Source organism: Paenibacillus vietnamensis (assembly GCF_020169515.1).
GTDB classification, from domain to species: domain Bacteria; phylum Bacillota; class Bacilli; order Paenibacillales; family Paenibacillaceae; genus Pristimantibacillus; species Pristimantibacillus vietnamensis.
On record NZ_JAHMHW010000001.1, the window covers coordinates 503,800 to 519,055 of the forward strand.

A 15,256-nucleotide genomic window follows, 5' to 3' on the forward strand; every position below is an offset into this window, starting at 1 on the left:
AGGTCCTCCTCGCGCCGAGGGGGACCTTTTGCTGCTGCGGCGGCCATGAGCCGGGTTCAAAGTTCCTTTGGACAAGCTGCAAGATTATTGTTATCCTGTTTTTAAAAGATGGATTGCGGAAAGGAAGAAAGCGGTGTCTCCAAGAAAATATGTGCCGCTCCTCGTAGGCGTGCTGCTGCTTGCCGCTCTGCTGCTTGTCCCGTTATCGCGAAGCTCAAGCCCCTCCAATCAGGGAAATCCGGTTGCCGGCTCCGTCGTACAGCCGTCGTCCAGCGAGACCCATCCCGACAGGCTTGCGGAAATTCATGTAAACGTTTCCCTTCCGGAGGATCAATTCCGATTGCTTCAGCAGGCGAACCAGCGATTTATGATGAAATATCCGCATATTCAAGTGAAGCTGACGAATGAAGAGGAGCTGCGGTCCGCTTACGGTCTATGGAAAAGGCAGAGCCAGCAAGGTGCGGCGGCCGACGTCATGCTGCTTGACAACGGATTTGTGAAGCCGTTCGCGGTACAGGGTTATTTGAAAGCGGTTGACCGTCTCGTTACCGGCGATGCCACAGCCGATCAAATGGCCGGATTGCTGGAGCCGCTGAAATGGAACGGTTACTTGTGGGGCAAGCCGAAGGATGTCAGTCCGTATCTCGTCGTCTGGAGCCGGGCGCTGCTCGAGAAGGCGGGCCTGCAGGAGCCGCCGGGAGACTGGACGGCTTATCAGCAGGCTGCGGCAGCCTTGATCGGAATCGACAGCGAGATAAACATCCTGAATTGGAGCGGCGGGGATTATATCCAGCAGTTAGGGTGGATTGCAAGATTTCAGCCGGAGCAGTCGAATTTGATTAATCTGGATCCGCCGAATGACAGCCAGTCGGAGCAGCTTCTGTGGCTCCAATCGATGGAAGCTCATATAAGCCGTCTGGATACGGCTTCGGTCCCGGAATGGAAGAAAGCGTTCCGCGAAGGGAAGCTGCTCGCGGCTATTTTACCGTGGCATGTATACAGGGAGCTGGGCACCGCCGTCCAGAAGGGGCTAATCGTCGACAAAGAGCATCTGAATTTCTCATGGCTGAACGGCCGAAGCTTCGTCATTTCATCGGGCAGCGCCGCGGAGGAAGAAGCGATGCTGTGGATCGGCGAGATGACGGATATCCACCATCAGCGGACGACCTATGAACGTTTTGGACGGCTTCCTGTAAGCGCATCCTTGTATGCTTCGGGCGTCGGCTCCATCTCAGATCAATCGGAAGCGCCTCCGGCATGGCTGAAGAAGGTGCTGGAGGAGAAGCAGCCGGACGACCAGCTGCCGCATGCCGACCCGGATTGGCCGGATAAGTGGCTGCAGCTTGAAGGGCAGTGGCGGCAATTTTCGGAGGACGGCCTGCATCTGGACGCGTTTGTGGAGTCGCTGCGCAATCGCGATGCCGGCTAAGGTCAATAAGAAGAGACTGCCCGTCTTTCATATGCGGGGACAGTCTCTTTCCGTTACAGCTTCAGGCTGAGCTTGATCTTAAGCTCGCCGTCCTTCATGTCGACTTCATTCGCTTTCAGGAAGGATACGATCAGATCAGGATAAAAGCCGAGGTCAAACTCTTTTTCCAGCGCGCTTCGCGTCGTATCCGGAAGCGAGAAGCCGTTAAATAACAGCTCATCGACGTGAAACATGATGCCGTTCTTCGGTTCGTTCTCTATCGTATAATGTCCGGTTACCCTTATTTCCATATTATCGCGGTTTCCTTGTGCAGTTACTTTGCCGTCTTCGAATGTGAAGGAAAAGTTATGAAAAATGTCGTTTTGCTCGCGCAGGAACGAGTTCAGATCATCCTCAGGCACGGTTATCGTGTATTGGAAACCTTTGATTTCCAGAAGCTGCTTGTTCTCCTGCACCCAGCCGGGCAGCTGCCTCATCGCTTTGGATAACGCGCGGAAATACTGCTTCACCTCGTTCATGCCAGCCGTTTCCCAGAAGGAGGTAAGCTCATTCATGAGCAGTCGCAGCCTGTCGGCATCCGACCGGCCGTTCAGCTGCTCGTCCAGCTGCTTCTCAAGCGCCAGGACGCGGGATTTCTGCAGCTGAAGCTGCTGTTCAACCTCATCGAGCTCCTTGCTTCTCTTTTCAAGCAGGCTATAGCCTTCCTTCATGCTCCGGTATTGCCGGGTATATGAATTTAAAGTGCGTTTGTCATTGGTCAAAATAATTTCCGCATAGTCGAGCATCTGCAACAACTCGGATATGGAATTAAAAGACAGCAGCGCGGTCAGCACGAAATCCCGCTCTCCCATATAATAAGCCCGCACGACCCGGCCTGCCTCTTCCTGCTTGTCCGATATGAGCTGCTCTTGAAGCCCAAGCTCCTTTTCGGCATCAGTCATTTCAAGCAGCAAACGTTCCTTCTGTGCTTGAATGCGGACGATTTCTTTGTCGATTTCAATGACGGAAAGGCTTTTTTCCAGCAGAGCATGGATCTCGTCTTCCTCGCCGGCAGGCTCGGCCGAAGCGGGAAGCCGAAGCAGCAGGAGCATGTACAAAAGCATCATTGCAGCAGAAAGGGCGACTGGCTTTCGCTTAACGTTTACGATCAACGGCATCCTCCCTCCTCAGCAACTAGTTTATGCGGCAATACCTTCTATTATATCTTAGCAGAGTTTTATTTGGGAAAGGGATGATATGATGACGAAGACAAACGAACTCGCAACGAAGCTTGAGAAGCGAATAAGCGCTTCGGTCGATAAGGGCTGGCAGCAGGACAAGGAAGGAAAGCTTCGAGCGGTCGGCTGCATCTCGTTCAAGGAATTTATGGCAGCTTGCCTGTATGATGACGAATACGGCTATTACCGCTCGGGTCCTGTCCGAATCGGAAAAAACGGCGATTTTTATACGAGCTCAGGAATCGGAGCCATAATGGCCGAAGTACTGGCCCGATATGCGCTCGCCTATGCCAATGCTGAGGAATCTCAAATACAGCTCGTGGAGTGGGGGGCGGGAACGGGCAGACTGTCCGCTCAAATCGCCGCTGCCGGCCGGACGCTTGACATGAACTGGGAGAGCAGGTTCAGCAGTGTGCTCGTGGAAGACCATCCTATGCACCGGGAAGCGGTGCAACGGAGCTATCGGGAACTTGCCGGACGGGAATGCGCCGAACCGCTGCTGCTATCGTCCAAAGAGGCATGGGACAGCGGAATACTGAAGCGGAAATCGCTTGTGCTCGCCAATGAGCTGCTCGATGCGTTTCCGGTACACCGGGTGGCCATGCAGGATGGAGAGTTAGTCGAGCTTGGAGTAGGGTGGAGCAAAGAGCAGGGCTTTTATGAGGTCTATATGCCTGTTACGGACCCTCGTCTGGTACATTGGCTCGAAAGTGACGGAATTTCGCTGAAGGAAGGACAGCGAACGGAGGTTCATGCGGCGGCTTATGACTTCCTGCAGCGGCTTCGCGGAGATATGCCTTCCGGCCGGCTTGTCTTGATCGATTACGGGCATGAGGCGGAAGAATACGCTGCCGAACATCGGAGATTAGGCACCTTGATGTGCTACTGGAAGCATCAGGCAAGCGGAAATCCTTATGTACGGATCGGAGTGCAGGATATAACGTCCCATGTTCCGTTCACATTCGTCCGCCGAGCGGCGGAGGATGCAGGCTGGAAGCTTGCCGGCTATACGACCCAAAAGCAGTTTTTGCTGGACAACGGAGTGCTCGGTTTGCTGCAGAGCCATGACGGCTCCGATCCGTTCGGCGAAGCGGCACGGATCAACAGAGCGGTGAGGCAGCTGCTGCTGAGCGACGAGATGAGCGAAGCGTTTAAGGTGATGGTGCTGGATGCTTAATAGTCCTTCATTAAAAAGGTGCCATTCCCAGGCGGGAATGGCACCTTTTTAATTTTCTGCATCTGTATCAAGCAAGCCTTTTCTTGTTAGAAAGGCAAGTCCATTTTGAAAACAGACCAATACGTGAATCCTACGAAAGAAATCACCATATATCCCCAGAACATAATTATGTAAGTTCTTTCGGAGAAATTCAAGTAGCCCAGAAATACGAAAGCAGCGGCTTGCGCGAAAAACAATAACGCAAATTCCGTCATGTGGCCTGCAAAAGCCATTAGTCCGATTACCAGGGTCCAAAAACCAAGTACCCGATACATGCGTGCCATGATAACATCCCCCTTTCGCAGCGACCCGTTTTTCTAATGATCATTATAACGTCAGAAGAAATTGGTGTAAACCTGCAACCGTGACGAATTCGCAAACTTTTTCCCGCTGTCATCAATCATCGGTTTCAGTTTGCTCAATTAAAACCTCAAACATGTATGAGTGCTTAAAAAAATGGATATACAATTTAGTATCCAATAGATTCTATGAACTCTACCAAGGGCATAGAGATAAAGTAAGCGCCTTTACGTTAGGAGGTTTTCATTGCATGACAGCAGTTAGACAAGATGCGTGGAGTCCGGATGACGATTTAATACTCGCCGAGGTTACGCTACGCCATATTCGCGAAGGAAGCACACAGCTTGCAGCATTCGAGGAAGTAGGGGAAAGAATCGGACGCACGTCCGCGGCTTGCGGTTTCCGGTGGAATAGCTGCGTCCGCAAAAGGTATGAGGATGCGATACAAATTGCAAAGCAGCAGCGCCAAAAACGCAACTATTTGAAAAAGCAAACGGTTGTTGCAACGCCGCATGTTTCATCCATAGCCGTATTTGAATCCGATGAACGAACGTTCAAGCCGGATAGCGGTTCTCTGGAGGAAGGTTTATCGATCGATGCCGTTATCCGGTTTCTGCGCGGCTGGAAGACGACCTATCAGGATTTGACGCGCCAAATTAAAATGTTCGAGAAAGACCTGAAAGACAAAGAGGAAGAGCTCTACCGTCTGCGCGAGCAGAATGAAAGATTGTCCAAAGAAGTCAATAACGTACAGACCGACTACCGGGCTGTCAACGACGACTACAAAACGCTGATTCAAATTATGGACCGTGCCAGAAGGCTGACGGTACTGACGAACGAAGAAGAAGCGAAGCCGCGATTTAAGATGGATGCGAACGGCAATTTGGAACGGATTGAATAGGTTATCATATTCGAATGAGAGAGGCATGCCGCTTACGGGCATGCCTCTCTTGCTGTTGCGGCGGTTCGGACATCTTTGATACGATATTCGTGAAAGGGGCAGATTATGCGGATTGATGTGATTGGCGGAGGAGCAATCGGATTATTATTCGGCGGGCGTTTGGCGGAAGCCGGTGCCGATGTTCGTATATGGACGCGTACGAGCGAGCAGTCTGCAGAGCTCGCGGAAGATGGAATCGAGCTGCATCCTTTGGACGGAAGCGCCGCCAGGGCCGTGCGCGTGAAGAGCAGCTGGATCGGCAATGCCGGGCAGCACATAAAAGACGAGAACGGGACCGGCCGTACCGTGCTGCTGACGGTGAAGCAAACGGATGTGGACGAACAATTGCTTGAGCGGCTTGCGATGATCGCATGTCCGGTTAGCACGTTGATCGTCAGCTTGCAGAACGGAGTCGGGCATCTGGAACGGATCAAAAGCAGGACCGGTGAAGCGCCGGTGCTTGCCGCCGTAACAACGGAAGGAGCTAGGAGGCTGGGTCCCCGCAGCGTGCGGCATACGGGCTCGGGAGACACCTGGCTCGGTCCTTGGAAAGAAAACGAGGGAAAAGCGGATCATATGCTCGAAAATCAGCAAAAAATGTTAGTTTCCATGCTGCAATCGGCAGGATTTGCCTCCTCGCTGTCGAAAGAGATGGAAAGTCTAATTTTACGAAAGCTGATGATCAATGCGGTCATTAATCCGCTTACGGCTCTATTCGATGTCACGAACGGGGAGCTTCCGCAGCATCCGGCGCGCAAGCGGCTTATGAAGGCGCTGCTGACGGAGACGGAGACGGTGCTTCGCGCGGCCGGAATGAAGATCCGGGAGGATGGATGGCGGCTGATCGAGGAAGTTTGCGAAAGGACCGGCGGCAACGTGTCATCGATGCTCAGCGATGTAAGGGCCGGAAGGAAGACGGAAATCGATTCGATTAACGGTCAAATCGTAAGGATGGCAGAGAACCTCCTGCTGGCGGCGCCGCTTAATCAAGCAATTGTCGAGCTCGTACACGCACTGGATTGAATGCCCGATAGGGGGACTGAAGAGGGTTGGGGATCATCTGGACTGGCATTACCCATTTATACGGTTATTTGGCTGTCATACCCGTCATCCCGTTCGCTATTATCCTATTCGGATACTGGGCCTGGATACGCGACTGGAAGAAGGCGTTTCGCGCTGCGATGGATATTACAACCGTCTTTCTGATCGGATGTGTGGCTGTCTTGTTTGATACGATTTTTGGCAGCCGGTTTGGCTTTTACGGGATCATGTTGTTTATGCTGATCGGAGCGGGCCTGCTCGGAAACGCCCAATTCAGGAAACGCGGCAGCGTCGATGCCAAAAAAATTTTCCGTACCGTTTGGAGACTAGGCTTTTTCTCGATGAGCATCCTCTACATCTTATTTATGGTTATCGGCCTCGGCAAAATGATGTTCACCGGCATGGCTTAATAGCACTTTCCGAAAAGCGTCTCTTGGATAAGAGGCGTTTTTGCTTTGACGGGCAGCCTTGGCTTTGTGTACAATTACGTTGGAATCGATATTCATTGAGGCTGCTAGGTCGGCTTACAAGCGGGAGGTTACAGGCTGCGCTATGAGAAACGAAACATATTTACTGTCGAGCGCCCAGCCTTTGACAGAGGCATACATACATCGGACGGATAGCCGGCTGGAAGCGATCTACGGCTATCATGCAGGGGCGGAGCAGGATTGGGATAGACGGCTGAAACGGCTGGAAGAAAGCGGCGGCGTGCGTGCGGAGGCCGCGAAGCTATCGGAAGCACTACGTGCTTATAATGAAAGAGCGGGAGCGTCGTCCCCGGAGGTGAGTGCGTCGATCAACGCGCTGGCCGAGGGGGCGCCGGTCGTAATCGGAGGTCAGCAGGCCGGCTTATGGACCGGTCCGCTGCTCGTCATCCACAAAGCGGTGTCGATTATCGCCGCCGCGAAATCAGCGGGCGAGCAGCTTGGCCGTAAGGTCGTTCCTGTCTTTTGGATCGCAGGCGAGGATCATGACTGGGATGAAGCCAATCACGCCTATTTAATCAGTGCCGAGCAGGAGTTGCGCAAGCTGGCGGCTTCCCGTCCGGACGGCGCCCGGACATCCGTCAGCCGCACGCGCATATCCGCGGAGCAATGGGAGCAGCTCTTGACCGAGCTCGAGCAGACGCTGCCCCACTCCGAGTTTAAGCCCGCGCTGCTGGATGAGCTGCGCAGCATGACGGAGCAGGCCGGGAGCCTGTCGGATATGTTCGCCATGATCCTAAGCCGGCTGTTTGGCGCGCATGGCCTGGTGCTGATGGACGCTGACGATCCGGGAGTGCGCAGGCTGGAAGCGCCGATGTTCGCAAGATTAATCGAGCGCAATGACGAGCTTGAGCAGGCATACCGCGCACAAGCAGAGCGGGTGAAGCAGCTCGGGTATACGCTGCAGGCGGATGTAACGCCCGGGAGCTCCAATTTATTTTTGTTCGACGATCAGGACAGCGGCGGCGAGCGCCTGCTGCTTCATAAGCGCGACGGCTTGTTCCGGGACCGGAAGGAGCAGGTCGGCTTGACGGAGGCGGAGCTGCAGCGAATCGCGGCAGAGCATCCGGAGCGCTTGAGCAACAACGTGCTGACGAGGCCGCTTATGCAGGATTATTTGTTCCCCGTGCTGGCGGCCGTGCTGGGACCGGGCGAAATCGCCTATTGGGCGCTGACGGGGGAGGCGTTCAAGGCGCTTGGGATGGAAATGCCGATCCTTGTGCCGAGAATGTCCTATACGATGATTGAGGGTACGGTAGCGAAGCATATGGATAAATACGGCCTATCCTTCGCGGATGTCATGGAGCGTTTTGAAGAACGGAGAAAAGAGTGGCTGAAAGAGCAGGACGGCCTGTCCATCGAGCAAAGATTTGCCGAAGCCGGCGAAGTCTTCGCGACGCTTTACAAGCCGCTACTGGAGCTGGCAGCCGGCGTGCAGCCGTCTCTTGCGAAGCTGGGAGATACGAATCTCCAAAAAATTATGGAACAAATTCATTATATGGGCTCGAAGACGGTGGATGCCTTCAACAAGCAGTTCGAGGCCTCGACCCGCCAGCTGGACCGCATTCAGCTTTCCCTGAAGCCGCAAGGCAAGCCTCAGGAGCGCGTTCTGAACATGACCGCGTACTGGAACCGGTATCAGACAGCATGGCTCGACAAATTGCTCGAAGCGCCGTACAGCCGCACAGGCGGGCATCAGATCGTTTATTTATAATCCGCGGAACCCGTTTGATTACTATCATTTAGGAGGTTTTAACCAGTATGAGTGCAGCAGAGAACAGTATTATCGCGGACGCCGGATTGGCTCCAGAAGGCAAATTGAAAATCGATTGGGTGCAGGCGCATATGCCGGTGCTGAACACGATCCGGGAGCAGTTCGAGAAGGAGCTGCCGTTTAAAGGGCTGAAGGTGACGATCGCACTGCATCTGGAAGCGAAAACGGCATATTTGGCCAAGGTTGTCAAAGCGGGCGGTGCGGAAGTGACAATTACCGGCAGCAATCCGCTTTCGACGCAGGACGACGTGTGCGCGGCACTTGTCGAAGACGGAATTACCGTGTTCGCGAAATACAACCCGAGCGCAGAAGAGTTCAAGGCCCTTAACATCAAGGCGCTGGAATGGAAGCCCGATCTGATTATCGACGACGGAGGAGATCTTGCGACCATCCTGCATTCCGAGCGTCCTGAGCTGGGCGAGAATTTGCGAGGCGGCGCCGAAGAGACGACGACGGGCATTATCCGTCTGAAGGCGATCGAGAAGGAAGGAACCTTGAAGTTCCCGATGGTGGCGGTGAACGATGCTTACTGCAAGCATCTGTTCGATAACCGGTACGGCACGGGACAATCGGTATGGGACGGCATTAACCGGACGACGAATCTGATGGTGGCCGGCAAAACCGTCGTCGTCGTCGGCTACGGCTGGTGCGGCAAAGGGGTGGCGATGCGCGCGAAAGGACTTGGAGCGAACGTTGTCGTAACCGAAGTCGACGCGATCAAAGCGGTGGAAGCTTATATGGACGGCTTTGCCGTTATGCCGATGGCGGAAGCGGCGAAAATCGGCGAATTTTTCGTAACCGTTACTGGCAACCGGGATGTCATCCGAGGCGAGCATTATGAGGTCATGAAGGACGGCGCACTTATTTCGAATGCGGGACACTTCGACGTCGAAGCGAATAAGCCGGAGCTCGAGGCTTTATCGGCTAGCGTGCGTACCGTTCGCCGCAACATCGAGGAATATAAGCTGAAGGACGGCCGCAGCATTTATTTGCTGGCGGAAGGACGTCTCGTGAACCTGGCGGCAGGCGACGGCCATCCGGCCGAAATTATGGATATGACCTTTGCCCTGCAGGCGGTCGCTTTGAAATATGTGAACGAGAATTACAAATCGATCGGAAGCAAGGTCGTTAACGTCCCTTACGAGCTTGACGAGCAGGTCGCGAGACTTAAGCTTCAGTCGCTTGGCTTCGGCATCGACACGTTGACGAAGGAGCAAATCGAATACCTGGAAAGCTGGAAGGAAGCTTAACCATACACGGATATCCTAGCAACAAGCTTCGGGTCGAATTTTGCAACCGGAAAAAGCAGGTCCCTCACTGGGCATCCTGCTTTTTTCTTTTGAGCAGATTTACCCGTCTTAAATGTTTGTAACCTTTTTTTGTCATCCTCCGTCTGTATCTACAAAACAGCATATAGGGGGGATTTTTTTGAAAAAACAGAGAAAATCGGTTTATGTATGGCTCGTCTTCTTGCTCCTGGCCGGTTTGCTTGCCGGCTGTTCGGCCGGCAACGCGGACGATTCGAAGGCGCAGTCGGAGCGAGGCACGGCAAACGGCTCCGGGTCTGTAGGCGGGGCGGCGCCCTACAATGGAAACGCGGCGGACGAGGAGGCGACAACCGCTTCAGGGGGCGAGTCGGGCGGTGAGTCCGAGGGCGCCGGCGGCATTGCCGCGGAAACGCTGGCCGGCGCGGAAGCTTTTAACCAGAAGATCATCTATACGGCTAACCTGACAATGAAGGTGGATGATTTGGCCGCCGCAGCAGGGAAGCTCCGCAGTGCAATCACGCAAAGCGGCGGCTACATTTTACAATTTCAGGATACGCGCTATAACGGGGAGATTGGCTCAAGCTATACGATTAAGGTGCCGGCAGCCGGGTTTATGCCGTTTATCGATCTTGTCGAGCAAATCGAACACCGCAGCTTCGAGAGGAATATCGGCGGCAAGGATGTGTCCGAGGAGTACGTGGATCTGGAAGCCAGGCTGAAAGCGAAGCAGCTGGTGGAGGCGCGGCTGCTCGAGATGATGGATAAAGCGACGAAAGCCGACGATTTGCTCAAGTTTTCGGATCAGATCGGACAGGTGCAGGAGGAAATCGAACGTATTCAAGGCAGACTTCGTTATCTGGACAACAACGTTGCGTTCTCGACCGTCGAGCTGAGCATGTATCAGACGGATCAGACAGTCAAGCAGCTGTCTGCTGCGGATGACGGATTGGGAGGCAAAATGCTGCAGGCGCTGACGGACAATACGAGGAACGTATGGGAAGGCGTGAAGCTGCTTCTGATCTTTGTGGCGGGTGCGCTGCCCGTACTGATCGCGCTCGCCGTCATCGCAGCGCCGATCATTTGGCTGAGGAGGAAAAAGGCGAAAGCGGCGGCAGCATTGAACCGTCCTTCCGCGCCGCAGAGTCAGCCTGATGGGGAATCGCAAGGTTAAGGCCGATAATCATTAATAGAGTGAAATATTTTCAAAAAATCCTGCTCTTTGAGCAGGATTTTTATTTTAGGTGGCGAACTACTGTATCTTAGTGGGGGAAAGTGGAGCGAAGTGGTGGATTTAGGGGAGAAGGTGGAGCGGTTATATGTTTATGGGTGAATACCAACATAGCATTGATGAAAAAGGCCGCATCATCATTCCTTCCAAATTCCGCGAATCGTTAGGAGCTTCGTTCATTGCCACCCGCGGCTTGGACAACTGTCTGTTCGTATATCCGATGAGCGAGTGGAGCGTATTGGAGCAGAAGCTGAAATCTCTGCCTCTTATGAAGTCCGATGCGCGCGCGTTTACCCGGTTTTTCTTCTCCGGGGCGACCGAATGCGAGCTAGACAAACAGGGAAGGGTAAACATACCCAGCCATCTTCGCGAATATGCGAAGCTGGACAAGGATTGCATGGTGCTCGGGGTATCCAGCCGCGTTGAAATCTGGAGCAAGCAAACTTGGGACGGCTATTACGAGCAATCGGAGCAAGCCTTTAATGAAATCGCGGAGAAGCTTGTCGATTTCGATTTTAACTTCTAGAACAGACAACCAGAACGGGAGGGCTGAAGCGTGTTTCAGCATATTACAGTGCTATTGGAGGAAGCGGTTGACGGCCTCGCCGTCAAGCCGGACGGCATCTACGTCGATTGCACGCTTGGGGGAGCGGGCCACAGCGGGCTCATAGCTTCCCGTCTAGGCGAAGGAGGGCGGCTGATCGCATTCGACCAGGATGACTGGGCGCTGGACAATGCTCGCGTTAAGCTGGCTCCTTACATGGATAAAGTGACGCTGGTCAAAAGCAATTTCCGGTATTTAGAGCAGGAGCTTAGCGGCTGCGGCGTTCCTATGAAGGACGGCGTGCCGCAGGTGGACGGCATTTTGTTTGACCTGGGCGTGTCGAGCCCGCAGCTTGACGAAGCCGAACGCGGCTTCAGCTACAACCACGATGCCCCGCTTGACATGCGGATGGACCGCGAAGGCGATTTGACCGCCCACGAGATCGTCAACACGTGGGAAGAACGCGAAATAGCTCGCATACTCGACCGCTACGGCGAAGAGAAGTTCGCGAGATCGATCGCACGCAACATTGTGAAGGCGAGAGAAAAGGCGGCTATTGAAACAACGGGTGAGCTGGCGGAGCTGGTTAAGCTCTCCATTCCGGCGGCGGCAAGAAGAACCGGCGGCCATCCGGCCAAACGCTCGTTTCAGGCGCTGCGCATAGCGGTCAACGACGAGCTCGGCGCGGAGGAAGATGCGCTTGAGCAGACGATCCGCTGCTTGAAGCCCGGAGGACGGGCTTCCGTCATTACGTTTCATTCGCTTGAAGATCGGATTTGCAAGCAAATATTTGCGAAGTTTGTGGAGAAATGCACCTGTCCGCCGGATTTTCCGCTTTGCGTATGCGGCGGCGGCGGCTCGGTCAAGCTGGTTAACCGGAAACCCATCGTGCCCGGCGAGCAGGAGCTGGAGCTTAATCCGCGCGCTCGGTCGGCAAAGCTAAGAATAGCAGAAAAATTGTAAGAGGGGGATTTGAATTGGCGTACGTGAATGGTAATTTGGCGCTGCAGCCGAAACGAAAGCAGGACCGGCAGCCTGAGATTAAGGAGAAGAAACGTGTCGTTGTCACCCGGAAGTCATTGCCCGTACAGGAGAAGCTGTTGTATATGTTCACCGTTGTTATTTGCGTTATCGTCGCAGGCGTTATTATTTCGCGTTACGCACAAATTTACAGCATGAATCTGGAAATTAAACAGCTGAACAGCGACTATCAGGCTGTGAATGTCGAGCTGGAAGATTTGAAGAAGCAAGTTGAGATGCTGAGCGATCCGGAGCGGATCCGCAGGCTGGCGGAAACGCAAGGGATGGTAAGCACAATGGAAGGCGGCATTATGGTGAACACCGGCGGAGACGAAGTCACGTCGGCTATGCGTGAATAGGGTGATGAACGATGAAAAAAAGAATGCGGATGCGTACGTTGTTTTTTGGAGGGGTAATGACCCTCCTTTTTCTCATTTTAGTAAGCCGAATCTATTACGTTCAGGTCGTGCAGGGCGCAGAGTGGTATGAGAGAGCCAAGGAACGGTGGTCTGCGAACGAGGAGCTGGTCGCCAAGCGGGGCACCATTACGGACCGTAACGGCAACATGCTGGCGATGGATACGTACGCATATAACGTCGCGGTGGATCCGAAGCTCATTCACGAGCTCGACATAGCGGATGAAGTCATTGAAGGCTTGAGCGATATCCTCGGCATGTCCGAGGAGGCGATGCGAACGCACGTGACGGCCAAAAAAGAAAACGGGGAATACGTAAGTCAAAGAGAAGTGCGCAATGGAGGCTGGCAAATCGACAAGCAGGTTGCCGATCAAATCGAGGAATTCAGGAACGGGCTTGAGAAGGAAAACAAGGTGTCCAATGTCGGCATTTATATGTACGATCAATTAAAACGCTTTTATCCTAGATACGAAACAGCTTCGCAATTGGTAGGCTATATCGATAAGGACGGCAATGCGATGACGGGCGTGGAAGCCTTCTTTAACGAGCAGCTCAGCGGAAAAAACGGCCATATTACGTACGAGAAGGACGGTAAGCGCGTACAGCTGGCGGAAGGCGAGGTTGATTACCAGCCTGCCGAGGACGGCCAGGACGTGAAGCTTACGATAGACGGCGATATTCAGAATTACGTAGAAGAAGCGCTGAAGGAAATCGTCAAGGAATACGCTCCGAAAAGCGCGACGGCGATTGCCGCCGATCCGAATACGATGGAAATTTTGGCAATGGCTAATATGCCCGAGTACGATCCGAACGTGTATTGGAAAAACAATGCCGGATCTTACAATCATGCGGTCAAGTCGCTGTACGAGCCCGGATCAACCTTCAAAATCGTGACGCTCGCCGCAGCGGTGCAGGAGGGGCTGTTTAATCCGAATGAGATGTACAAATCGGGCAGTATCTCCATTCCGGGCGTACCAAGAGCAATTCGCGACATCAAGCGTGAAGGCTGGGGTACGATCTCCTTCCTGGAAGGCTTGAAATATTCGAGTAACGTCGCATTCGTCAAGCTCGGCTACGAGCGGCTGGGAGAGGAAAAATTCAAGGAATACATTTCTCAATTTGGCTTCGGCCAAAAAACAGGCATCCAGCTCGGCGGCGAATTAAGCGGCCGGATCAATTTGCGCTATCCTCTCGAGGTTGCGAACGCGACGTTCGGACAGGGGGTATCGGTTACGCCGATCCAGCAGGTTGCCGCAGTCGCGGCCGTCGCCAACGGCGGCAAGCTGCTTCAGCCGCAAATCGTAAAAGAATTTATCGATCCCGTTACGAAGACGACGACGAAAGTAGAGCCGAAGGTGATCCGCCAGGTCATCTCCGAGGAAACGTCCCGCAAGGTGGGCGAATATTTGGAGCAGGTCGTATCCGACCAGGAGATCGGCACGGGTAAAAACGCTTATATTGAAGGTTATCGGGTGGCGGGCAAAACCGGTACGGCGCAAAAGGTTGTCGGCACCGGCTATGCGACCGACAAATTCGTCGTATCGTTTATCGGCTACGCGCCCGTTGAAAATCCGAAAATCGTCGTGTATATCGTCGTTGACGAGCCGAACGATCCATTGGTAGGCGGCGGTAAGGTTGCCGCTCCGGCCTTTAAGCAAATCGTACTGAAGAGCCTGCGCAAAATGGGCGTGGCACCAAGCTACAAAACGGACGAAGCTGCTGGGAAGGCCGAAGTGTCGGTCGCCGTTCCTAACGTAACCGAAATGAGCCTGTCGCAAGCGAAGTCGGAGCTTAAGGTAAAAGGAATGACATCCGAGCAGGTCGGCAACGGCAATACCGTGATTCAGCAGATTCCGCCGGCAGACTCCATCGTGCATCCGACGCAGCGCGTCTATCTGATTACAGAACAGAGGGACAAGCTGACGATTCCGGATTTAACCGGCGTATCGCTCAGGGATGCACTGGAAATAACGTCCTTGATCGGCATTCGCCTCATTCCGGAAGGACAGGGCTATGTCGTGTCCCAGACGGAAGAGACGATGAACAACGTAAAGGTGCTCAAGGTCGTCCTCGCACCGCCGGAGGAAGCCGCCGTTCAGGCTGCAACAGCGGAAGAGAACGCAGGCGCCGGTACCGCGGACGAAACGGCGACGGAAGGCGGCGAAAGCCAGAATGCCGCATCTGAAGGCGAATCAAAGCCGGAGGACTCCGGCGGCAGCGCGGAAAGCGCCGTTCAACAACAATAAAGAAAATGGGCCGGCTAAGACATCTGAACCCGGTCCAGCCAGAGCTTGTTCTATCCTCCGCTTGTCCCGAATAGGCTTGGAATGAGCGTCAGCATACGCTCCTTTCGGAATTTCGCTGGGCGGAGGGGGAAC

General features: G+C 53.9%; 14 protein-coding genes. 12 read left to right on the top strand and 2 right to left on the bottom strand.

The annotated features are described in order from the left end of the window. Positions 1 to 133: 133 nt before the first annotated feature. Positions 134 to 1,429, top strand: a complete 1,296-nt coding sequence (locus KP806_RS02055) for an extracellular solute-binding protein (protein ID WP_224721883.1) — start codon at positions 134 to 136, stop codon at positions 1,427 to 1,429. A gap of 53 nt (positions 1,430 to 1,482) precedes the next feature. Here the strand turns inward: KP806_RS02055 and KP806_RS02060 are convergent, their stop codons facing one another. After that, positions 1,483 to 2,580: a coiled-coil domain-containing protein gene (locus KP806_RS02060; RefSeq protein WP_224721884.1), complete on the bottom strand. Its 1,098-nt coding sequence runs from the start codon at positions 2,578 to 2,580 to the stop codon at positions 1,483 to 1,485. A gap of 85 nt (positions 2,581 to 2,665) precedes the next feature. Here KP806_RS02060 and KP806_RS02065 point away from each other — a divergent pair, with 85 nt between their 5' ends. Next, entirely contained in the window at positions 2,666 to 3,823 is a 1,158-nt protein-coding gene (locus tag KP806_RS02065; protein WP_224721885.1) for a class I SAM-dependent methyltransferase, read from the top strand. 86 nt (positions 3,824 to 3,909) lie between these two features. Here KP806_RS02065 and KP806_RS02070 read toward each other — a convergent pair whose 3' ends face one another. Further along, entirely contained in the window at positions 3,910 to 4,146 is a 237-nt protein-coding gene (locus KP806_RS02070) for a DUF2626 family protein (protein ID WP_224721886.1), read from the bottom strand. 266 nt (positions 4,147 to 4,412) lie between these two features. On the opposite strand from KP806_RS02070, the gene KP806_RS02075 reads away from it, so the two are divergent. From KP806_RS02075 to KP806_RS02120, 10 genes are all read left to right on the top strand, one after another. Then, entirely contained in the window at positions 4,413 to 5,063 is a 651-nt protein-coding gene (locus KP806_RS02075; protein WP_224721887.1) for an RsfA family transcriptional regulator, read from the top strand. 105 nt (positions 5,064 to 5,168) lie between these two features. Beyond that, positions 5,169 to 6,125 (top strand): ketopantoate reductase family protein, encoded by a 957-nt coding sequence (locus KP806_RS02080; RefSeq protein ID WP_224721888.1) that lies wholly within the window; start codon positions 5,169 to 5,171, stop codon positions 6,123 to 6,125. 26 nt (positions 6,126 to 6,151) lie between these two features. Continuing rightward, the gene (locus KP806_RS02085; RefSeq protein ID WP_224721889.1) at positions 6,152 to 6,553 is read left to right on the top strand and encodes a DUF3397 domain-containing protein; all 402 of its coding nucleotides are present in this window, start codon (positions 6,152 to 6,154) and stop codon (positions 6,551 to 6,553) included. A gap of 142 nt (positions 6,554 to 6,695) precedes the next feature. Continuing rightward, positions 6,696 to 8,342 (top strand): bacillithiol biosynthesis cysteine-adding enzyme BshC, encoded by a 1,647-nt coding sequence (gene bshC, locus KP806_RS02090; RefSeq protein ID WP_224721890.1) that lies wholly within the window; start codon positions 6,696 to 6,698, stop codon positions 8,340 to 8,342. Positions 8,343 to 8,389: 47 nt separating this feature from the next. Continuing rightward, positions 8,390 to 9,652, top strand: a complete 1,263-nt coding sequence (locus KP806_RS02095; RefSeq protein WP_224721891.1) for an adenosylhomocysteinase — start codon at positions 8,390 to 8,392, stop codon at positions 9,650 to 9,652. Positions 9,653 to 9,830: 178 nt separating this feature from the next. Continuing rightward, the gene (locus tag KP806_RS02100) at positions 9,831 to 10,841 is read left to right on the top strand and encodes a DUF4349 domain-containing protein (RefSeq protein WP_224721892.1); all 1,011 of its coding nucleotides are present in this window, start codon (positions 9,831 to 9,833) and stop codon (positions 10,839 to 10,841) included. Between the two features lie 145 nt (positions 10,842 to 10,986). After that, a complete protein-coding gene (gene mraZ / locus KP806_RS02105) occupies positions 10,987 to 11,424 on the top strand; it encodes a division/cell wall cluster transcriptional repressor MraZ (protein ID WP_224721893.1) in 438 nt (145 codons plus the stop codon). A gap of 30 nt (positions 11,425 to 11,454) precedes the next feature. Next, on the top strand, positions 11,455 to 12,405 hold the full coding sequence (rsmH, locus tag KP806_RS02110) for a 16S rRNA (cytosine(1402)-N(4))-methyltransferase RsmH (protein ID WP_224721894.1): 951 nt from the start codon (positions 11,455 to 11,457) through the stop codon (positions 12,403 to 12,405). A gap of 23 nt (positions 12,406 to 12,428) precedes the next feature. After that, positions 12,429 to 12,821, top strand: a complete 393-nt coding sequence (gene ftsL, locus KP806_RS02115; RefSeq protein WP_224722411.1) for a cell division protein FtsL — start codon at positions 12,429 to 12,431, stop codon at positions 12,819 to 12,821. 11 nt (positions 12,822 to 12,832) lie between these two features. Beyond that, positions 12,833 to 15,124, top strand: coding sequence for a penicillin-binding transpeptidase domain-containing protein (locus KP806_RS02120; RefSeq protein ID WP_224721895.1), 2,292 nt, complete (start codon positions 12,833 to 12,835; stop codon positions 15,122 to 15,124). The last annotated feature ends 132 nt before the right edge of the window (positions 15,125 to 15,256 follow it).